General features: G+C 70.7%; 20 protein-coding genes and 1 pseudogene. 15 read left to right on the forward strand and 6 right to left on the reverse strand.

Annotated features, from left to right (window positions below; translation table 11 throughout):
- Positions 1 to 41: 41 nt before the first annotated feature.
- Positions 42 to 587 (reverse strand): hypothetical protein, encoded by a 546-nt coding sequence (locus ACQEVU_RS19765; RefSeq protein ID WP_433325548.1) that lies wholly within the window; start codon positions 585 to 587, stop codon positions 42 to 44.
- Positions 588 to 727: 140 nt separating this feature from the next.
- The gene (locus tag ACQEVU_RS19770; RefSeq protein WP_433325550.1) at positions 728 to 1,150 is read right to left on the reverse strand and encodes a DUF6069 family protein; all 423 of its coding nucleotides are present in this window, start codon (positions 1,148 to 1,150) and stop codon (positions 728 to 730) included.
- A 79-nt stretch (positions 1,151 to 1,229) separates the two neighbouring features.
- Between ACQEVU_RS19770 and ACQEVU_RS19775 the strand changes: the two genes are divergently transcribed.
- The 14 genes from ACQEVU_RS19775 to ACQEVU_RS19840 all read left to right on the forward strand — a co-directional run bounded on the left by ACQEVU_RS19775 (position 1,230) and on the right by ACQEVU_RS19840 (position 15,365).
- Entirely contained in the window at positions 1,230 to 1,829 is a 600-nt protein-coding gene (locus ACQEVU_RS19775; protein WP_433325552.1) for a TetR/AcrR family transcriptional regulator, read from the forward strand.
- Between the two features lie 451 nt (positions 1,830 to 2,280).
- On the forward strand, positions 2,281 to 3,129 hold the full coding sequence (locus ACQEVU_RS19780; protein ID WP_433325554.1) for an ABC transporter permease: 849 nt from the start codon (positions 2,281 to 2,283) through the stop codon (positions 3,127 to 3,129).
- 129 nt (positions 3,130 to 3,258) lie between these two features.
- A complete protein-coding gene (locus ACQEVU_RS19785; protein WP_433325556.1) occupies positions 3,259 to 4,050 on the forward strand; it encodes an ABC transporter ATP-binding protein in 792 nt (263 codons plus the stop codon).
- A complete protein-coding gene (locus tag ACQEVU_RS19790) occupies positions 4,050 to 4,859 on the forward strand; it encodes an ABC transporter permease (RefSeq protein WP_433325558.1) in 810 nt (269 codons plus the stop codon). Before ACQEVU_RS19785 ends, ACQEVU_RS19790 begins: the two co-directional genes overlap by 1 nt.
- A 55-nt stretch (positions 4,860 to 4,914) precedes the next feature.
- The gene (locus tag ACQEVU_RS19795; RefSeq protein WP_433325560.1) at positions 4,915 to 6,066 is read left to right on the forward strand and encodes an ABC transporter substrate-binding protein; all 1,152 of its coding nucleotides are present in this window, start codon (positions 4,915 to 4,917) and stop codon (positions 6,064 to 6,066) included.
- Positions 6,067 to 6,188: 122 nt separating this feature from the next.
- Complete coding sequence (locus ACQEVU_RS19800; protein ID WP_433325562.1) at positions 6,189 to 6,980, forward strand: IclR family transcriptional regulator; 792 nt, start codon at positions 6,189 to 6,191, stop codon at positions 6,978 to 6,980.
- 50 nt (positions 6,981 to 7,030) lie between these two features.
- On the forward strand, positions 7,031 to 8,515 hold the full coding sequence (locus ACQEVU_RS19805; protein ID WP_433325564.1) for an NAD-dependent succinate-semialdehyde dehydrogenase: 1,485 nt from the start codon (positions 7,031 to 7,033) through the stop codon (positions 8,513 to 8,515).
- Positions 8,512 to 9,339, forward strand: a complete 828-nt coding sequence (locus ACQEVU_RS19810; protein WP_433325566.1) for a nitrilase family protein — start codon at positions 8,512 to 8,514, stop codon at positions 9,337 to 9,339. Before ACQEVU_RS19805 ends, ACQEVU_RS19810 begins: the two co-directional genes overlap by 4 nt.
- A 90-nt stretch (positions 9,340 to 9,429) precedes the next feature.
- A complete protein-coding gene (locus ACQEVU_RS19815) occupies positions 9,430 to 9,993 on the forward strand; it encodes an amino acid synthesis family protein (protein WP_344513343.1) in 564 nt (187 codons plus the stop codon).
- The gene (locus ACQEVU_RS19820) at positions 9,990 to 11,357 is read left to right on the forward strand and encodes an aminotransferase class III-fold pyridoxal phosphate-dependent enzyme (protein WP_433325569.1); all 1,368 of its coding nucleotides are present in this window, start codon (positions 9,990 to 9,992) and stop codon (positions 11,355 to 11,357) included. Before ACQEVU_RS19815 ends, ACQEVU_RS19820 begins: the two co-directional genes overlap by 4 nt.
- A 31-nt stretch (positions 11,358 to 11,388) precedes the next feature.
- Complete coding sequence (gene hydA / locus ACQEVU_RS19825) at positions 11,389 to 12,807, forward strand: dihydropyrimidinase (protein ID WP_433325571.1); 1,419 nt, start codon at positions 11,389 to 11,391, stop codon at positions 12,805 to 12,807.
- A 10-nt stretch (positions 12,808 to 12,817) separates the two neighbouring features.
- Positions 12,818 to 13,825: an LLM class flavin-dependent oxidoreductase gene (locus tag ACQEVU_RS19830; RefSeq protein WP_433325573.1), complete on the forward strand. Its 1,008-nt coding sequence runs from the start codon at positions 12,818 to 12,820 to the stop codon at positions 13,823 to 13,825.
- Positions 13,822 to 14,538, forward strand: coding sequence for an NADPH-dependent F420 reductase (gene npdG, locus ACQEVU_RS19835; RefSeq protein ID WP_433325575.1), 717 nt, complete (start codon positions 13,822 to 13,824; stop codon positions 14,536 to 14,538). Before ACQEVU_RS19830 ends, npdG begins: the two co-directional genes overlap by 4 nt.
- Positions 14,535 to 15,365 carry a nitrilase-related carbon-nitrogen hydrolase gene (locus ACQEVU_RS19840; RefSeq protein WP_433325577.1) on the forward strand — a complete coding sequence of 277 codons (831 nt, stop codon included), beginning with the start codon at positions 14,535 to 14,537 and terminating at the stop codon, positions 15,363 to 15,365. Before npdG ends, ACQEVU_RS19840 begins: the two co-directional genes overlap by 4 nt.
- Before the next feature lie 85 nt (positions 15,366 to 15,450).
- Here the strand turns inward: ACQEVU_RS19840 and ACQEVU_RS19845 are convergent.
- The 4 genes and pseudogenes from ACQEVU_RS19845 to ACQEVU_RS19860 form a co-directional block, all read right to left on the reverse strand.
- Positions 15,451 to 15,654, reverse strand: a pseudogene (locus tag ACQEVU_RS19845) (MerR family transcriptional regulator); the annotation flags it as partial.
- Between the two features lie 36 nt (positions 15,655 to 15,690).
- Positions 15,691 to 16,638: a hypothetical protein gene (locus tag ACQEVU_RS19850; RefSeq protein ID WP_433325579.1), complete on the reverse strand. Its 948-nt coding sequence runs from the start codon at positions 16,636 to 16,638 to the stop codon at positions 15,691 to 15,693.
- Positions 16,635 to 17,033 (reverse strand): hypothetical protein, encoded by a 399-nt coding sequence (locus ACQEVU_RS19855; protein ID WP_433325581.1) that lies wholly within the window; start codon positions 17,031 to 17,033, stop codon positions 16,635 to 16,637. The genes ACQEVU_RS19850 and ACQEVU_RS19855 overlap by 4 nt, the downstream gene beginning before the upstream one ends.
- 481 nt (positions 17,034 to 17,514) lie before the next feature.
- Entirely contained in the window at positions 17,515 to 18,255 is a 741-nt protein-coding gene (locus ACQEVU_RS19860; RefSeq protein ID WP_433325583.1) for an SDR family oxidoreductase, read from the reverse strand.
- Between the two features lie 105 nt (positions 18,256 to 18,360).
- Here ACQEVU_RS19860 and ACQEVU_RS19865 point away from each other — a divergent pair, with 105 nt between their 5' ends.
- The gene (locus ACQEVU_RS19865; RefSeq protein ID WP_433325585.1) at positions 18,361 to 18,978 is read left to right on the forward strand and encodes a TetR/AcrR family transcriptional regulator; all 618 of its coding nucleotides are present in this window, start codon (positions 18,361 to 18,363) and stop codon (positions 18,976 to 18,978) included.
- Positions 18,979 to 19,050: the final 72 nt, after the last annotated feature.

Genomic DNA, 19,050 nt, shown 5'->3' on the forward strand with positions numbered 1-19,050 from the left:
TCCGTCAGCATCCATGTGCCAGGACGCTCGGAACCGCCTTCTCAAGCCACCAGGTTGTCGCCGTCGGTGGTGAGGGTCGACGGGCGTTCGCCCGCGTAAGGAATCCACACGAACTCGGGAACGAAAGGCTTGAACACCGTACCGCGGGCCTCCGGCAGGATGTTTTCGGCCAGCACCAAGCCAGGGATTGTTCCGGCCTGGAGTCCTTCGACGCACTCGCGTCGCAACTCGGCCAGGTCGACCAATGTAAATGGATCCCATCCGACCTGGGCGGCCCGGTAGCCCGTGAATCGGCCGAGCAGCCGGTACAGCTGATGGCCAAGCTCGGTCAGCGCGGCGGCCGGCAGCCGGACAAGCTCGTGCCCACGATCCACTGGCAAGCCCCGGCCGATGCCGATCGGCAGAACACTCATCAGGAGGTACGGGACGTCATCGGCATCAGTTTCCCAGCAGACGGCAGGCTCGTGTAGGCCGACTTGCCGGCGTCCGGCAGTCAAGGGCATCGCACCACGGACAAGGTCTTGCGCGGTCCACGCCGCGGCTTGATCAACCCCGAAGTTCACCGCCAGCCCAAACGCGATTCCCATGCTGCTCTTGATACCGCAATCCGGCTGGCCGCGCGATGCCTCGGCCCGACCACACCACAACGCCGAGGCGCACTCACCTGCCGCTGTCATCGCGCACCGGGACGGTCGAGCGGTGGAAGCCGTCGACACTGCGTCGAGGTTCAGCGGATGGTGGCCGGCTGCGGGGAACCGGCCGGCACTCGCGTCGCGAGAGTGTAGGCCGGCACCGCGAAGGCGACCACGACGAGGTGCATCACCATGAGGGCGACGACCGCGGCCGGGCCGGTGTCCGGGATGAACCGCAGCGCCAGCAGCGCCAGGTCCGGCACGAACGACACCAGTGTCACGGCCGGCACGAGCACCGCCAGCACGGCGCGGGGCCGGGCCGAACGGCGATGCACGGCCCGCCAGCCCAGCCAGCCGCCCACGACGCCGAGCGCCGTCAAGGCGCCGTAGACCGGCAGCTGCAGCGGCCCGGACGACGCGCTCGCCCCGGCACCGACCGCGACAGCGGCCACCACAGCGTTGACGGCGACGGCACCGATGATGGCACCCAGCAGGATCAGCACGGTACGTCGGACCATGACACACCCCTCTCGAGTAAATTACGGGACCTTTCAGTCCCGTAAATTACGGTACCCGATGGTCTCGTATCATTGCTGTGTGGCAGCTGAGAGCCCCGACCGCAGCCCGGTAGCCGGACGTCCCCGCGATCCGGCGCTCGACGCGGCGATCCTGGCCGCGACCCAGGACCAGCTCATCGCGCACGGCTTCGCCGGCACCACGGTCGGGGCCGTCGCACGCGCCGCCGGCACCGGCAAGGCCGCCGTCTACCGGCGCTGGGCGACGAAGACGGACCTGGTCATCGCCGCCGTCCAGGCCCTGCAGCGCCCGCCGGTCGTGCCCGACACCGGCACCCTGCGCGGCGACCTGCTCGCGTGCGCCCGCCACTTCGTCCTGCCCGACCGCCGCCCCGTCCTGGTACTGGCCGGCCTCCTAGAAGAACTCGGCCGAAATGCCGAGCTCCGCGCCGCCGCCTACGCCGCGATCGGCCGCCCGCCCGCCGTGGCCTTCGCGATCGTGATCGACCGCTGGCGCGCCCGCGGCGAGGTCACCTCACCGGCCCCGACCGCCCTGCTGGCCGGCATCGTCCCGTCCGCCGCATTCCGCAGCGTCGTCCTGCAACGCCAGGCCATCGACCCGCAGACGGCCACCGACCTCGTCGAGTACGTCCTGCTCCCGGCCCTGCGACACCCAGCCTGAACGCACCCCGGCACGTCCCGCTCGGCCAGGAAACGGAACCGGGTCCCAGGTCCGCGAACCGGTCGGCCCGACGTCGAGCCCGACGAAAACGAAAGCCCGACGATCTGCGGCCCAGCCGAACGGCCGACGCGAAACATGCCCGCAACGGGCGGAAACTCGCAGGTCACCAGCGGTAGGAAGGTCCGCCGAAACGCTTGGGATCCGCGTTGCCGGATGCATTGACGTGCCGTGAGTCACGGCTCTATCGTGAACCACCAGTTCACTGAGTGATCCGATCCAACGGTTCACTAAGTGAAACACGACCGCCGGACGACGGCTCCCGAGAGGTTTCGGAGAGTGCCTGCACATGACCGCGACAAAGATCGTTCCGCCGCCGACGTCGGCCGAGACGGGGCGCGCCCAGCGCGGACGGCAGCAGTTGGCGCAGGGCCGGTCCCTTCGCGGACCTAACGTGAAGAAACACGTCATCAACACCGTCGGCTCGATCGGGATCGTCGCACTGCTCGCCGGGCTCTGGGAGGGGTACAAGGCGCTCGGCCAGGCGGTCGGCGACGTCATCCCCGGAACCAAGATCGGCTTCCCGGTGGCCACCGACGACCTGTCGATGCCCCACCTCTCGACGATCCTGCACTCGCTGATCGAGCCGGCCCGGCGCGGCGACTCGATGTCCCTGGGTGCGTACCTGATCGGCGAGACCACGGTGACCCTGCGCGAGGCCCTCTACGGCCTCGTCGCCGGCTCCGCGCTCGGCCTGCTGCTCGCGATCGTGTTCCTCAACGTGGTCCCGATCAGCAAGGGCCTGATGCCGTGGCTGGTGGCCTCGCAGACGGTGCCGCTGGTGGCGATCGCCCCGATGATCGTGATCTGGGGCGGCAAGGCCGGCGCCCCGCCGTGGATCGCCGTGACCGGCATCGCCGCCTACCTGGCGTTCTTCCCGGTCACGATCAACACCCTGCGCGGCCTGAAGTCGCCGCAGAAGGTGCACCTGGAGCTCATGCACAGCGTCGGTGCCAAGCGCCGCCAGGTGCTGTGGTGGCTGCGAGTGCCGGCCTCGCTGCCGTTCGTGTTCGCCGGGCTCCGGCTGGCCGCGACGGCGAGCGTCGTCGGCGCGATTGTCGGCGAGCTGTCGGCCGGCACCGGTCGCGGCATCGGCCGGTCCATCCTCACCTTCGCCTACTACTACTCGAACGGCCCGGAGAAGCTCTACGCGGCCGTCCTCGTATCCGCGGTCGCCGGCATCGTCTTCGTGCAGCTGCTGGGCCTGATCGAGCGATTCGCGCTCCGGCACCGCCATGCGTGAGCAGTCCAGAAAGAGCCAAGAACTCATGGCTCGGACCGCGTCAGCGGCGGACCGTCGCTCCCGCCAGGAATCCCGGCGTCCGCGGTGGCAAGACCGCACCGAACCTTCGACATGTGCCTGGAGTAGCTGATGACTGAGCCCGCCATCATCTCCGTCAGCGGAGTCAACAAAGAGTTCAACAGCGGCGGCAAGCGCTCGGTGACCGCGCTTCAGAACATCGACCTGACCATCGAGCGCGGCGAGTTCGTGTCGCTGCTCGGCCCGAGCGGCTGCGGCAAGAGCACCCTGCTGCGCGTGCTGGCCGACCTCACCGAGCCGACCAGCGGCACGGTGACGCTCAACGGCAAGACACCCCGCGCCGCCCGGACCGACCGCGACTACGGGATGGTCTTCCAGCAGGCCGGCCTGTTCGACTGGCGCAGCGTCCAGCGCAACGTGGAGCTGCCGCTGCAGGTCGCCGGGGCCGACAAGCAGGCCCGCCGGGCGAAGGCGCAGGAGATGCTGGAGCTCGTCCGGCTCTCCGAGTTCGCCAAGCACTTCCCGTGGCAGCTCTCCGGCGGCATGCAGCAGCGGGTGGCGATCGCCCGCGCGCTCTCCGCCGATCCGGCGATCCTGTTCATGGATGAGCCGCTGGGCGCGCTGGACGAGATGAACCGGGAGCGGCTGCAGGGCGAGCTGCTGCGGATCTGGGCCGACACCCGGACCACGGTCGTGTTCGTCACCCACAGCATCTCCGAGGCGGTCTTCCTGTCCTCGCGGATCGTCGTCATGTCGGCGCGCCCGGGCCGGATCGCCGCGAGCATCGACGTGGACCTGCCGTACCCGAGGACCTCGGCCACCCGTACCACCGAGGCGTTCTTCGCCAAGGTGACCGAGGCCCGCACCGCCCTGCACAGCGAGCTGGCCGAGCAGGCCGCCTGATGGCCGTCACCCAGGCCGTCCAGCCGTCCCGGCTGCGGGCCCAGCTCGGCCGCGTCCTGCCGGTCGTCGTCACCGCTCTGGTGGTCCTCGGCGCGTGGCAGCTCGCCGTCATCGTGTTCGACGTCCCGTCGTTCATCCTCCCGACGCCGACCGCGATCCTGTCCGCGTTCGCCGGCCAGTTCGGCACGATCATGTCGGCCTCCCGGATCACCGTCGAGGCGGTCCTGCTCGGCCTGCTCATGGGCGTGGTCTGGGGCGTCGTGGTGGCGCTGGTACTGAGCCGGTTCCCGAGCATGTCCGGGCCCGTGCTCACCGTGGCCGTCATCATCAACTGCGCCCCGATCGTGGCCCTGGCCCCGATCTTCAACAACTGGTTCGGCGTCACCAGTCTGCTCTCCAAGGCCGGCGTCGCCGCCGTGATGGTGTTCTTCCCCGTTCTGGTCAACACGACCCGGGGCCTGCTCCAGGTCTCACCCCTGCACCTGGAGCTCATGCAGTCGCTGGCGGCCAAGCCCCGACACGTGGCGCTGATGCTGCGGCTGCCCAACGCGCTGCCCTTCCTGTTCAACGCGTTGAAGCTCGGCTCCACCCTCGCCGTCATCGGCGTGATCGTGACCGAGTACTTCGGCGGCCCGAGCAACGCACTCGGCGTCTACATCGCCTCGCAGGCGTCGCTGCCCCGGTTCGACTACGCCTGGGCCGGAATCCTCGTGGCGAGCGTGCTCGGCCTGGCCATGTTCGGCGTCGTCTCGCTGCTGGAGCGCCTCCTCATGCCCTGGCACTCCTCGCTGCACGACGAGAACCCGTAGGCGTCGCACCCCCCTCCCTCAAGCCCCCGAACTCTTCTCTGCTTTGGAGTCACCAATGTTCCTTCGTAGACGGCCGGGCCGGTTAGCAGCCGGTCTGAGCGCCCTCACCGCCACCGCGCTGCTCGCGACCGGCTGTGGCGGCATGTCCGACAGCGGCACGCAGGCCGCGTCCGACGCCGGCAAGGACTGCAAGTCGAAGACCAAGGTCCGCGTCGTGCTCCAGTGGGTCGCCCAGGCCCAGTTCGCCGGCTACTACGCGGCGAAGGACAAGGGCTTCTACGACGCGGCGTGCCTGGACGTGACCATCCAGGAGGGCGGCGTCAACATCGTCCCCCAGCAGGTCCTCTCCTCCGGCAACGCCGAGTTCGCGGTCAGCCACGTCACCAAGACGATGGCGACCCGCGAGCAGGGCGCCGACCTCGTCAACATCGGCCAGGTCTTCCAGCGCGGCGCGTACCTGCAGGTCGCCTGGGCCGACTCGGGCATCAAGACCCTCGCCGACCTCAAGGGCAAGAAGACCGGCAGCTGGGGCTACGGCAACGAGCTGGTGCAGTACGCGGCGATGCGCGGCGCGGGCGTCGAGCCGACCAAGGACACCCAGATCATCCAGCAGCCGTTCGACATGTCGCTGCTGCTCAAGCGCGAGGTCGACAGCGCGCAGGCGAAGACGTACAACGAGTACGCCCAGCTGCTGGAGACCAAGAACCCGAAGACCGGCAAGCTGTACCAGCCGTCGGACTTCACCGCGATCAGCCTGCAGGACGCCGGCTACACCAGCCTCGAGGACGGCATCTACGCCCGCGGGGACTGGCTCAAGGACCAGGCCAACCAGGACACCGCGGTGAAGTTCCTCAAGGCGTCGTACCAGGGCTGGGCCGCCTGCCGCGACGACCTCAAGGGCTGCGTCGACATCGTGCTCAACCACGGCAGCGCGCTGGGCACCGGTCACCAGACCTGGATGCTCACCGAGGTCAACAAGCTGATCTGGCCGTCGCCGAACGGCATCGGCGCGATGGACCAGAAGTCGTGGGACTCCACCATCGACATCGCGATCAAGGGCGGCGTGCTCAAGAGCAAGCCGGACAGCAGCGCGTTCCGCACCGACCTGTCCGACAAGGCCCGCGAGGAGCTCAAGGCGGCCGGCGTGGACGTCGTGGGCAGCTCCTACAAGCCCGAGACGCCGACGATCACCGAGGGCGGCAAGTAGCCGCGCGGGGTGCCGGACGGGGTGGCGGCCTCGTCCGGCATCCCGGTGGCCCGCCGCGACTGCCAGGATGGCATCGAAAGAATTGCCGCTGACGATGGCAAGCGGATAACGGGAGGAACTCGATGGCATCTGGTGAAGCCGGCCTGGTCCGGCGCACCATCTGGCTGCTGCGCGCGGTGGCCGCCCATCCCGAGGGCGTCGGCCTCAGCGAGGTCGCGCGCGAGGCGGGCATTCCGAAGGCGACCTGCTACCGGGTGCTGACCGTGCTCGAGCGGGAGAGCTGGCTGACCCTCGACCCGGTGACGCGGCGGTACCGCGTGTCCCTCGGCCTGCTGTCCATCGTGGGCGGCCTGCTCGACGGCGGCGGCGCCTATGGCCACATGCGTGACGTCCTGCGCGGCCTGGCGGGGGAGACCCGGGAGACGGCGGGCTTCGACGTCCTGCTCGCCCCGAAGGTGATGGTCGTGGCCCAGGTGCCGGGACCCTCGCTCATCGGCCAGACCCTCAAGCCCGTGCCGCGGACCCAGCCAGTGTGGGCCACGTCCACCGGCAAGGTGCTGCTGGCCGCGCTCGACCCGGCCGAGGTCCGCGCCGACTTCGCCGAGGAGTTCGCCGCGTACGCCCCGCCGGAGGTCGGCGACCTGGACACGTTCATGGGCTCGCTGGCCGCGGTCCGCGCCCGCGGGTTCGCGTTCGCCTACGACGAGCTCGAGGTCGGCGCGGCCTCGGTGGCGGCGCCGGTGCGAATCCGGGGCACCACGCCGTACGCGGTCTGGATCGGCGGCCCCACCTACCGGCTCACCCGCGAACGGATCGACGAGGTGGCGGAGTCGGTCATGAAGGCCGCCCGGCAACTCAGCGAGCTGCTCAGCAATACCGACATCGAGCTGCCCAGTGGGCTAGGCCGGCTGTAACGCCGGCGATGGACCGGACCGGGGACGACCGGCCGGTGGAGGAGGAAGCAATGGCCTCATTTGACGACGCGCTGGCCGCGGCGACGGCGGCGGCCGGCCGGGTGCCGAAGGGCCTGTACATCGACGGCGAGTGGCGGGCGGCCCAGGGCGGCAAGGCCCTGGCGGTCGAGGACCCGGCGACCGGCTCGGTGATCGCGGAGGTCGCCGACGCATCCGTCGCCGACGCGCTCGACGCCCTGGCCGCCGCCGACCGGGCCCAGCACACCTGGGCCGCCACGGCGCCGCGCGAGCGGGGCGAGGTGCTGCGCCGGGCGTTCGAGCTGATGGTCGAGCGCCGCGACGACCTGGCCGGGCTGATGACCCTGGAGATGGGCAAGGCCTTCGCCGAGTCGCAGGCCGAGGTGACCTACGCGGCGGAGTTCTTCCGCTGGTTCGCCGAGGAGGCCGTCCGTATCGACGGCGGCTACCTGCCGGCCCCGGCCGGCGGCTCCCGGGTGCTGCTCATGCGCCAGCCGGTCGGCCCGTGCCTGCTCATCACCCCGTGGAACTTCCCGATGGCGATGGGCACCCGCAAGATCGGTCCGGCGCTCGCGGCCGGCTGCACGGTCGTGGTGAAGCCGGCCAAGCAGACCCCGCTGTCGATGCTGGCGCTGGTGGCGATCCTCGAGGAGGCCGGCGTCCCGCGGGGCGTGGTCAACGTGTTCACCACGGCCCGCTCGGGCGAGGCCAGCTCGGCGCTGCTGGACGACCCGCGGTTGCGCAAGGTGTCGTTCACCGGCTCGACCGAGGTGGGCCGGACCCTGCTGGGCCAGGCCGCCCAGCGGGTGCTGCGCACGTCCATGGAGCTCGGTGGCAACGCGCCGTTCCTGGTCTTCGACGACGCCGACCTCGACCTCGCCATCGAGGGGGCCGTCCAGGCCAAGATGCGCAACGTCGGCGAGGCCTGTACCGCCGCCAACCGCTTCTATGTCCAGCGCTGCGTCGCGGAGCGGTTCGTCAGCGGCCTGGCCGAGCGCCTGGGCCGCCTGCGCGTCGGCCACGGGCTCGACCCGGCGAGCGAGGTGGGTCCGCTCATCGACGGCAACGCCGTGAAGTCGGTCGGTGAGCTGGTCTGCGACGCGACCGCGGCCGGCGCCCGGGTCGTGACCGGGGGAGCGGCCGTCGACGGCGACGGGTACTTCTTCGCCCCGACGGTCCTCGCCGACGTGCCCGGCGATGCCCGGACGGTCCGCGAGGAGATCTTCGGCCCGGTGGCCCCGATCGTGGTCTTCGACGCCGAGGACGAGGCGGTCGGCCTGGCCAACGCCTCCGAGTACGGCCTCGCCTCCTACGTCTTCACCGAGAACCTGGGCCGCGGCCTTCGCGTCAGCGAACGCCTCGAGAGCGGCATGGTCGGGCTCAACCAGGGCGTCATCTCCAACCCGGCGGCGCCGTTCGGCGGGGTGAAGCAGTCCGGGCTCGGCCGCGAGGGCGGGCGGGTCGGCATCGACGAGTACCTGAACATCAAGTACACGGCCGTCCGGGCGAACTGGTGACCGGCTTCTTGCTGGCCGGCGTCCAGTGGGAACCGGTGCTCGGTGACGTCGAGGGCAACCTCGCGGCCTCGTCGGCCTGGATCCGGCGGGCCGCGGCCGAGGGGGCCCGGCTCGTCGTCCTGCCCGAGGCGTCCTCGGCCGGCTACGTGTTCCAGGACCGGGCGGAGGCGGCGAAGTACGCGGAGCCGATACCCGACGGCCCCACGAGCACCGGCTGGGCCGCGCTCGCGGCGGAGCTGGGGATCTGGATCGTCGGCGGCCTGACCGAGCTCGACGGGGAGCGGGTCTACAACTCCGCGGTGGTGCTCGGGCCGGACGGCCACCTGGGCACGTACCGCAAGGCCCACCTCTGGAACGACGAGAAACGCATCTACGACCCGAACACGGCCGGCTTCCCGGTGTTCGACACCCCGCTGGGGCGCATCGGCGTCGGCATCTGTTACGACGCCTGGTTCCCCGAGATGTTCCGCAGCGCGGCCGTACAAGGTGCGGATCTTCTCGTGCTGCCGTCGAACTGGGTGCCCGTGCCCGGGCAGCCCGACACCGGGCCGGCGATGGCGCACCTGATGTGCATGACGGGCGCGCACAGCAACCAGTTCTTCGTCGCCGGCATCAGCCGGATCGGCGTCGAGCGCGGGCAGGAGTTCGTCGGGCGGTCCGTGCTCGTGGGCCCCGACGGCTGGCCGCTGGCCGAGCCCGCGAGCCGCGACCGCGAAGAGCTGGTGCTGGCCGAGGTCGACCTCATCGGCACCCGCCGGGAGCGCCGGGAGAACCCGTTCAACCAGCCGCTGGCTGACCGGCGGACCGACCTCTACTCGAGCTGAGCTTCGAGTCCTCACGGCTCTTGACAGCCCCCTGCAGTGTCTACAGTATTTGAACCGACGGTTCGTTCAATGAACCACAGAGGAGTGATCGTGATCAGGGTCCGGAAGATCGTTCGCCACCTCGAGGAGACCTGGCTGGAGAACGGTCAGGACGTGCAGCCCCGCCACCGCGTCGCGTTCGTCGGGGTCGTCATCGAGAACCCCTACCCCAGCGAGTACGTGCAGGATCTGGTGACCCTCGCCGACGAGCTGGGCGAGGAGATCGGCAGCCTCATCGGCCCGGCCTGCGTCGAGCTGCTGGGCGACGAGGTCGAGGCCTTCGGCAAGGCGGCGCTGGTCGGCATCGACGGGGAGCTCGAGCACGGCTCGGCGCTCATTCACAACCTGCGGTTCGGCAACATGTTCCGCAACGCGGCCGGCGGCACCGAGCTGCTCCCGGCGGCCGAGAAGGTCGGGCTCACCGGCAGCCCGATCGACATCCCGCTCAAGCACAAGCTGGACTCGAAGACCCGCTCGCACCACCAGACGGTGACACTGCAGGTCGCCGACGTCCCGCGGCCCCGCGAGATCTTCGTGATCGTCGCCGCGGCCAACGCCGGCCGCCCGCTCGCCCGCCTCGCCACGTTCGGCGCCGAGGTCAAGGCCGGCGCATGACCATCACCGAGAACCAGATCGGCACCGACGCCTGGACCGCGGAGCGGGTGAAGGCGGTCGACAAGGAGTACGTCATCCACTCCTGGTCGGTGCAGGGCTCGCTCGACCCGATCCCCGTCGCCGGCGGCTCGGGCTCGTGGTTCTGGGACTATGACGGCCGCAAGTACCTGGACTTCCAGTCGCAGCTCGTCAACCTGAACCTGGGCCACCAGCACCCCCGCCTCGTCGAGGCGATCCGCGCCCAGGCCGAGGAGCTGTGCTACATCGGCCCCGGCTTCGCGGAGCGCTCGCGGGCCGAGCTCGCCGAGATGATCGCGAACCTGACCCCCGGCGACCTGAAGATGAGCTTCTTCACCACCGGCGGCGCGGCGGCCAACGAGAATGCGGTACGGCTCGCCCGCCACGTGACCGGCCGGCACAAGATCGTCGCGCGGTACCGCTCCTACCACGGCGCCACCGCCGGCGCGATGTCGCTCACCGGCGACCCGCGCCGGTGGGCCGCGGAGCCGGGCATCAGCGGCGTGGTGCGGATGCTCGACCCGTACACGTACCGCTGCCCGGCCGGGCACCCCGACCCGTGCCCGGTCTGCTCGGGCGGGCCGCACCTCGAGGAGATCCTGCAGTACGAGAACCCCGAGACCGTCGCCGCCGTCATCGTCGAGCCGGTCACCGGGACCAACGGCCTGCTCTACCCGCCGGACGGGTACCTGCAGTCGCTGCGCGAGGTCTGCGACCGGTACGGCATCATCCTGATCTTCGACGAGGTCATGGCCGGCTTCGGCCGCACGGGTGAGTGGTTCGCCTGCAACCACTGGGACGTCACGCCCGACATCCTCATCACCGCCAAGGGCCTGAACTCGGGCTACGTCCCGCTGGGCGCGATGACGGTGAACGAGCGGATCTCCGAGTGGCTGCGCACGAACATGTTCTGGGGCGGCATGACCTACGCCGGTCACCCCCTCGCGTGCGCGTCCGGCGTGGCCTCGCTGCGGATCATGCAGGACGAGGGCGTCGTCGACAACTCGCGGGCGATGGGCGAGCGCCTCGGCGCCGGCCTGGCCCAGCTGGCCGAGCGGCACCCGAGCATCGGCGACATCCGCGGCCGCGGCCTCTTCTACGGCGTCGAGCTGGTGAAGAACCGCGCTACCAAGGAGCCGCTCGTCCCGTTCAACGCCAAGGGACCCGCGGCCGCCCCGGTCGGCAAGCTGCTCAAGGCCGCGATGGAGCGGGGCGTGTACCTCACCGCCAACTTCAACGTCCTGCGCCTCACCCCGCCGCTGGTCATCAACGCCGCCGAGATCGATCTGGCGCTCGGCGTGCTCGACGAGGTCCTCGCCCTCGCCGACGAGCACTACCAGGGCTGAACGCGACACAGGGCAGTGACAGGGGAGTGACATGGGATCGACACTGATTCGCGGCGGTACCGTCGTCAACGCCGACTCGGCGATCCGCGCCGACGTCCTGGTGCGCGACGGGCGGATCGTCGCGCTCGGTATCGGTTCGGACTGGACCGCCGACGAGGTGATCGACGCGACCGGCATGCTCGTCATCCCGGGCGGCATCGACGCGCACACGCACCTGGAGTACCCGATCGACGGGTTCACCACCAGGACGGCCGACGACTTCTACACCGGGACCGTCGCCGCCGCGCACGGTGGCACCACGACGATCCTGGACTTCGTCAAGAAGGAGCCGGACCGGTCGCTGTACGACACCTACCTGCGCCGCCGCGATGCGGCCCTGGAGCGCTCGGTCATCGACTTCGGTCTGCACGCCATCGTCCCGCCCCGCGTCCAGCAGCCCGACGTGCTCGACGACCTGCGCCGGCTCGTCGGGGAGGGGGCGGCCAGCTGGAAGTTCTTCATGGCCTACCCGGGCACCCAGATGGTCGACGACGGCGAGCTGCTCGAGGGCTTCGACCTCGCCCGTGATCTCGGCGTGCTGCCGATGGTGCACGCCGAGAACGGGCACATGGTGGCCCGCGAGACCCAGCTGCTCATCGACCGCGGGGACACGGCCGAGCACTTCCACGCGACCGCACACGGCCACGACTCCGAGGCCGAGGCGGTGCACCGCGCGATCGTGCTCGCCGAGTCCGTCGGGGCGCCGCTGTACGTCGTGCACGTCTCCAGCGCCGCCGCGGCCGACGAGATCAGCCGGGCCCGGGCCGACGGCCGCCGGGTGTGGGCGGAGACCTGCCCGCAGTACCTGCAGGTCGCCTACGAGGACTACGAGGGCCTGGGCGAGAAGGCCGCGGCCTACCTGTGCTCCCCGCCGATCCGCGAGCGCAGCAACCAGGAAGGCCTGTGGAAGGCGCTCGTCACCGGCGCGGTGGCGACGGTCGCGACTGACCACGCGGGCTTCTGCCTGCACCAGCCCGACGACCTGCCCCCGCAGAAACTGCGCAGCCCCGGGTACTTCCCCAAGGTGCCCAACGGCGTGCCCGGCATCGAGGACCGGCTCATGGTGCTCTGGGAGGGCGGCGTGGCGAGCGGGCGCTTCGACGCCTGCCGGTTCGTCGACCTGGTCTCGACCCGGCCGGCCAAGCTCTTCGGCCTGTTCCCCCGCAAGGGGATCGTCGCCGTCGGGGCCGACGCCGACCTGGTCGTGTGGGACCCGAAGGCCGACCACGTCATCACCACCGAGAACACCCACATGCGCACCGACTACAACCTCTACGACGGGATGCGGGTGACCGGCAAGCCGGTCCACGTCCTGTCCCGCGGCGACCACCTGGTCGGCGCCGACGGCTCCTTCGACGGCGCCGCGGGCCGCGGATCCTTCGCCGAGCGCGGCGCGCCGCACCTCTTCTGAACGGAGCGTTATGAAGATTCCTCTTGGCATCCACGTCGGCGAGCGGCTCAGCCTCGAGCAGACCTACTGGCAGGCCGAGTTCGCCGACGAGAACGGCTTCGAGTCGGTCTGGGTCGCCGAGGGGCGCCTCGCCCGCGACGGCATCGTGCCCGCCGCGATCATCGCGAGCAAGACCCGCAACGTGAAGATCGGCACCGGTGTCGTCAACAACAAGAGCCGCAACGCCGCGCTCATGGCGGTCACCTTCAAGACCCTCGACGAGGTCGCGCCCGGCCGCGCGATCCTGGGCATCGGCGCCTGGTGGGAGCCGCCGGCCACCAAGGTCGGGCAGCCCCTCGTCAAGCCGATCGCGTCGATGCGTGAGTACATCACCGTCCTGCAGTCGTTCTTCCGCAACGAGCTCGTCGACTTCGAGGGCGACTTCGTGCAGATGCGCGGCGTGCGATTCGACAGCATGTACCGCGAGAACAAGCCCGTCGACATCCCGATCTACATCGGCGCCGTGGGCCCGAAGATGCTCGAGCTGGCCGGTGAGATCAGCGACGGCGTGCACATGGACTTCCTGCTGCCGCCGTCGTACCTCGTCGGCGCGAACGCCGCCATCGAGCGCGGCCTGGCCAAGCGCACCGACGGCAAGACGTCGATCGACCTCACGCAGATCGTCTCGTGCAGCATCAACGACGACGACCCGCAGGAGGCCATCGACGCCTGCAAGGCCTTCCTGACGCTGTACCTGTGCCAGCAGCCCCACATCGCCGAGCACTGCGGCGTCGAGCGCGAGCTGGTCGACCGGCTCCAGGAGATCGCCGGCTGGCCCGCGACCCCCGAGGACATCAAGCGCGCGATGCAGCTCGTCCCCAACAGCCTGGTCCAGAACGTGACCGCCTGTGGCTCGACGGACGACGCGTTCGAGAAGCTGATGTCGTACCACGAGGCCGGCGTCCGCAGCCCGATCATCTCGACGCTGGGCGACAAGGAGCAGACCCTCACCCGGCTCGCCCAGGCGGCCAAGGCATGAGCGTCACCACGATCGCCGTCATCGGCGGCACCGGTCCCCAGGGCCGCGGCCTGGCCTACCGCCTGGCTCGCGCCGGACACTCCATCGTGCTCGGCTCCCGCTCGCCCGAGAAGGCCGAGGCCGCCGCGGTGGAACTGCGCCACGAGCTCGAGATCGCGTCCGTGGAGCTACGGCACCAGGCCGGGAACATCACCGGCGCATCCAACCTCGACGCGGCCGCCTCGGCACCCGTCGTGCTGCTCGCCGTGCCCTACGACGGCCACACCGAGCTGCTGCAGGCCCTCGCCGGCAAGCTGGCCGGGAAGATCGTCATCAGCTGCGTCAACCCGCTGGGCTTCGACAAGCAGGGCCCGTTCGGCCTCGACGTCCCCGCGGGCAGCGCCGCCGAGGAGGCCGCGTCCCTGGCCGACGGCGCCACCGTGGTGGGCGCGTTCCACCACCTCTCGGCCCCGCTGCTGCTCGACCCGGACGCGAACCTGAGCCACGAGGACGTCCTGGTGTGCGGCGACGACCGCGAAGCCAAGGAGCTCGTCATGGGCCTGGCCGCCGACGTGACCGGCGGCCGGGGCGTCGACGCGGGCCGGCTGCGGCTGGCCCGTCAGCTGGAACCGCTGACCGCGGTGCTCATCTCGGTGAACAAGCGGTACAAGACCCGTTCCGGGGTGTCCATCACCGGCCTGACCCAGGCCTCCCACGAGAGGGTCCCCGCGTGAAGCTCGCCGCGCTGCAACTGCAGGCCTCCAACGACCGCAAGGAGACGATCGGCCGCGCCGCCGCCCTGATCGACGACGCCGCCGGCCAGGGCGCCCGGATTCTGCTGCTGCCGGAGCTCTTCGCCGTGCCGTTCGTCCAGCCGGAGCCGGACCTCGACTATTTCGAACTGGCCGAGCGCATCGACGGCCCCTCGAACCAGATGGCCGCCGAGCGCTCGCGGCAGCACAACATGACCATCGTCTCGTCGATCTTCGAGGCCGCCGACGTGCCGGGCGTGTACTACAACACGGCCTGCACCTACGTGGCCGGCGAGCTCAAGTCGGTGTACCGCAAGTCGCACCTGCCCTTCTCCAACGGCTTCCCGGAGAAGTTCTACTTCCAGCCCGGCGGCTCGGAGCCCGAGGTCGTCGACACCGGCGAAACCGGCGTCGGCACCATCATCTGCTACGAGCGCCACTTCCCGGAGCTCAGCCGGATCGTGGCCCTGCGCGGCGGCTCGGTGCTGTGCGTGCCGGTCGCCTCGGCCAGCGCCCCGATGCGCGAGGTCTTCCAGTTGGAACTGCGCGCGCACGCGGTGTTCAACGGCCTGTTCGTGATCTGCTCGAACCGGGTCGGCAAGGAGGGCGTCAAGGACTACTTCGGCCTCAGCGCCGTCTACGGCCCGGACGGCGACGTGCTGGCCGAGGCGGCGGACGGCGCCGACGGCCTGGCGGTCGCGGAAGTGGATCTGAGCCTGATCGACCGCACCCGGCGCAAGCGGCCGTTCCTGCGGGATCGGCGGCCCGAGCTGTACTCGCGCCTGACGAAGATGGGCCCGACGGCCTGACCCCAAGCCGGTGCGGCGCATGCGATGTCGTGCCTCATTGCATGCGCCGTGCCGTTCCACCCATTTTCGAGTCCGCCTCGCGGCGTCACGGGGCGAAGCGGTCGACCTGCTCCTGGAACCGCCCGGCGAAGCCCTCCGCCATGGCGAGCCAGCCGTGCAGCCGGTCCAGCAGCGCGGTGCGGACCTCGCCGGCCGGCGCCGGCTCGGCGGCGAGGGAGTCGAGGATGTCGAGCAGGTCGCGCATCTCCTCGCGGCTGAAGCCGAGCGGCTTCATGCGCTTGACGACGGCGAGGCGCGCGAGGTCGGGCTCGCTGCAGAGGCGGAATTATGGAACCTGGGTCGGCACCGGCGCGGACCTGTTGAACGCGGGCCCGGTGACCCAGCCGGTGATGCCGGCCAGGATCAGCCCGCAGACCACCGCCGCGAAGGGCAGCGCGAGGTCCGTGTCCGCCGAGTTCACCGGCGGGCTGCTGGCGGCGGACGTCATCGCCGCGCCGAGGGCGGAGCCGATGAGGTACACGATCAGAAAGGCCGGAAGCATCAGGACGGCGCCCCCGGCGGCGGCGACGAGCAGCCGCCACAGCGGGGTGTCGCGCGCGGCGGCGACGGCGGCCGCGGCGGTGACCGGCAGGACAACCAGGCCGGCCAAGCCGTCCAGGCTCTCCACCGCGGTGACCGACCAGGCGGCCAGCGCGGCGACGGCGCCGAACACGGCGACCCGCCGCCAGCCGGCCGGGCGGATCAGGCCGGCGGCGACGGCGGCGCACGCCACGGCCAGCGCCACCTCGAGCAGCGTCAGCGCGTTCTCGACCCGGACCTTCGCGGGGTCGGTGACTGGCTCCTCCCACGGCGTGGTGACGAGCAGCGTGAGGGCGCCGAGCACCGCGGTCATGGTGGCCGTCAGGTGCACGGTGCGTTCGCCGCCGGGCTCGCCCGTCGAGAGCCGCCGCGCGACCAGCGCGGTCACCGCGAAGGCGGCCGCCCCGGCGCCGGCGAGCACGGCCGCGGTGCCGCTCCCGTGCACGTCGACGCGGTCCAGGACCAGGTCGGCGGCGATCCACACCGCGGTGCCGGCCGCCGCCACCAGGATGGCGCGCAGGTTCGCCCGGCAGATGAGGATCACGGCGGCGAACGCCACCAGGATCGCGGTTTGCCGGATATCACGCGGCCAGTAGGTGTTGTTGCTGGCCACAACCGGATACATCGCGCCGGTCGCCGGGTCCGTCCAGAATCCGTGGGGCTCCATGATCGGCTGGTAGACGGCCAGGCTCACGGCCCAGACCCCCGCGGCGACGGTACCGGCGACGACTCCGACAATGCTGCGCCAAGCGCTCCCCATCCATGCATCCTGGCAGCGGCGACCCGCACTTGACCAGCCGCACACGTGGCACCGAGCCGTTGCCGTCCACGCCGCCATGAGCGCGGCCGGCAGCGCGGCCCCGCGCCGGCTTGTTGCCGCACGTTGGTGGCGGCGGCATTGACCAGGTCATCGCCGCAGCGTCCGTGGCCGACTCGGACGGGCCGACCGGACCGGCCGTACTGGATGACCTCCTCGACGCCGGGAACGGTGTCGAGAACGGTCTGGCGCAGCATCGCACACAGGTCCTGCTGCCACGGCTTGGTCTTGGCGAGGTAATCGGTGACGTCCTGGCTCATGTCGTCGCTCATCTCGGTGCTCCTGTTCAGGCGGTGGTGACGTGGTAGGTCGACACGACCACCCCGGACTCGAGGTGGTGGTCTCGAAGTGCTGGAGGCCGGTGCGGCCCTTGAGCGCCTTGACAGCGGTCAGCTGGTGGGCCGGCTTTTCCGGCCCGCACCCGTCCTTCGCGCGACAGCGCGCCGTTTCGACATCAGGGCCAAAGAATTTTCATGCTCCGCGTCGTCCGACACGGCCCTCGATTGGCTCGTCGGCCGTCGGCCGAGCCGGTCACGGCCCGCGGCAGGCCGACGTAGGACTCTGGTCGGACGAGCCGCGCCGTCATGCCGGGATCAGCGCATTCGATCATCTCGTCGGACTTGGTCGAGATGGCGTGGTGCAACGCGATCAATGATCCACGGCGGGCCCGTAGGAGGTGGACGGGCCGCATGTCTTGGCCCGGCGATGGCCGGGCTGGTCGCCGGTGGCGATGTGCGGTTTGTCCACAGGGGGTTAGGTGGCGAAGCCTCCATCGACCGCGATGGCGGCGCCGGTGATGTATCGGCCGCCTTCTCCCGCCAGGTGGGCGACGGTCGCTGCGACGTCGTCCGGGCGGCCGTAGTGGCCGAGTGCCGTCAGTGCGCCCATGACAGATGCCTGCGGGCTGTCGGCCGGGTTGGCGTGTGTGTCGATCGGCCCGGGGTGCACGATTGTGGCGGTGATGCCCCGCGGGCCGAGGTCGCGGGCCAGCCCTCTGGTCAGTCCGTTCAGCGCCGCTTTGCTCATGGCGAAGAGACTCATCCCGGGTACGGGCACGCGACCGGCGACAGTGGTGCCGATCGTGATGATCCGTCCGCCCGGTCCCATGTGCCGGGCCGCGGCCTGAGCGGCCAGGAACGCCGCCCGCACGTTCACGGCCAGGGTCCGGTCGACGTCCTCGAGGGTGATCTCGTCGAGCGCGCCGCGGGCGAAGTACGCCGCGTTGTTGACCAGCACGTCGAGCTGCCCGAGCGTGGCCACCGCGGCGCCGACGGCCTCGGCCGCCGCCCCGGGCTCGGCCAGGTCGGTCTGCAGCACAACGGCCCGCCCGCCGTCCGCCTCGATGTCCCGCGCGACCGCGCGGGCACCGTCCTGCGCTGAGGCGTAGGTCAGCGCGACGGCCGCGCCGTCGGCGGCCAGGCGCCGGGCGACCGCCGCGCCGATGCCGCGGCCGCCGCCGGTGACGAGGGCTACCTTGCCCATGAGTGGCGCCATCGATGTACCTCCCGATTTCTGTGTCGCTTAGCACAAAATAGGTATCAGTGGCCGCCGGCCCGGTCAAGAGATATGTTTCACGGGCGACACAGAAATGGGGTGGGGATGGGCGAGCGGGGCCGGCCGCGCGGGTTCGATCGGGACATCGCGCTGCGGCGGGCGATGGAACTGTTTTGGCACCACGGGTTTGACGGCACATCGATGCACGATCTGACCGCCGCGATGGGCATAGCCTCCCCCAGCATCTACGCCTGCTTCGGCTCGAAGGAGCAGCTGTTCCGGCTCGCGGTCGAGCTCTACGCGGCGACCGAGGGCCTGCCAGCACGGCTCGCGCTGGAGCGTACGCCGCACGCCCGGGCGGCGATCGCCGCGATGCTGCGCGCGAACGCCGACCGCTTCACCGACCCTGCGACCCCGCCGGGCTGTATGGTCGTGCTGGCCTCGGTCGCGGGCAGCGGCAAGAACCCAGGCCTGCAGGCGTTTCTCGTCGAACGGCGCCAGGAGATGCACGCTGCGATCCTGAACCGGCTGCGTCGCGGCATCGCGGACGGCGACCTGCCGCCCGGCACGGACGCGAGCGCCCTGGCCACCTACTACATGACCGTCCTGCAGGGCATGGCCCTGTCCGCCCGCGACGGCGCCACCAGGGCCGACCTGGAAACGGTCATCGAGTGCACCATCGGCAGGCCGGTCGAGATGTCAGCGGCGCGACTCGAGTCGTAGCGGAGGCGGCGCATCCCAGCCGGCGAGCCAATCCCGGCATCCGGCACCCTCGCCGCGCTGCGGTCCCGTCCG

Source organism: Dactylosporangium sp. CA-139066 (assembly GCF_050936175.1).
Lineage (GTDB): Bacteria > Actinomycetota > Actinomycetes > Mycobacteriales > Micromonosporaceae > Dactylosporangium.

What these genes read in the sequence shown, in the direction of transcription:
- ACQEVU_RS19790 (WP_433325558.1), top strand. Translation starts at nt 4,050, where the DNA reads ATGGCCGTCACCCAGGCCGTCCAGCCGTCCCGGCTGCGGGCCCAGCTC.
- hydA (WP_433325571.1), top strand. Translation starts at nt 11,389, where the DNA reads ATGGGATCGACACTGATTCGCGGCGGTACCGTCGTCAACGCCGACTCG.
- ACQEVU_RS19855 (WP_433325581.1), bottom strand. Translation starts at nt 17,033, where the DNA reads ATGAGCGACGACATGAGCCAGGACGTCACCGATTACCTCGCCAAGACC.
- ACQEVU_RS19765 (WP_433325548.1), bottom strand. Translation starts at nt 587, where the DNA reads ATGGGAATCGCGTTTGGGCTGGCGGTGAACTTCGGGGTTGATCAAGCC.
- ACQEVU_RS19795 (WP_433325560.1), top strand. Translation starts at nt 4,915, where the DNA reads ATGTTCCTTCGTAGACGGCCGGGCCGGTTAGCAGCCGGTCTGAGCGCC.
- ACQEVU_RS19800 (WP_433325562.1), top strand. Translation starts at nt 6,189, where the DNA reads ATGGCATCTGGTGAAGCCGGCCTGGTCCGGCGCACCATCTGGCTGCTG.
- ACQEVU_RS19805 (WP_433325564.1), top strand. Translation starts at nt 7,031, where the DNA reads ATGGCCTCATTTGACGACGCGCTGGCCGCGGCGACGGCGGCGGCCGGC.
- ACQEVU_RS19785 (WP_433325556.1), top strand. Translation starts at nt 3,259, where the DNA reads ATGACTGAGCCCGCCATCATCTCCGTCAGCGGAGTCAACAAAGAGTTC.
- ACQEVU_RS19830 (WP_433325573.1), top strand. Translation starts at nt 12,818, where the DNA reads ATGAAGATTCCTCTTGGCATCCACGTCGGCGAGCGGCTCAGCCTCGAG.
- ACQEVU_RS19865 (WP_433325585.1), top strand. Translation starts at nt 18,361, where the DNA reads ATGGGCGAGCGGGGCCGGCCGCGCGGGTTCGATCGGGACATCGCGCTG.
- ACQEVU_RS19820 (WP_433325569.1), top strand. Translation starts at nt 9,990, where the DNA reads ATGACCATCACCGAGAACCAGATCGGCACCGACGCCTGGACCGCGGAG.
- npdG (WP_433325575.1), top strand. Translation starts at nt 13,822, where the DNA reads ATGAGCGTCACCACGATCGCCGTCATCGGCGGCACCGGTCCCCAGGGC.
- ACQEVU_RS19860 (WP_433325583.1), bottom strand. Translation starts at nt 18,255, where the DNA reads ATGGCGCCACTCATGGGCAAGGTAGCCCTCGTCACCGGCGGCGGCCGC.
- ACQEVU_RS19770 (WP_433325550.1), bottom strand. Translation starts at nt 1,150, where the DNA reads ATGGTCCGACGTACCGTGCTGATCCTGCTGGGTGCCATCATCGGTGCC.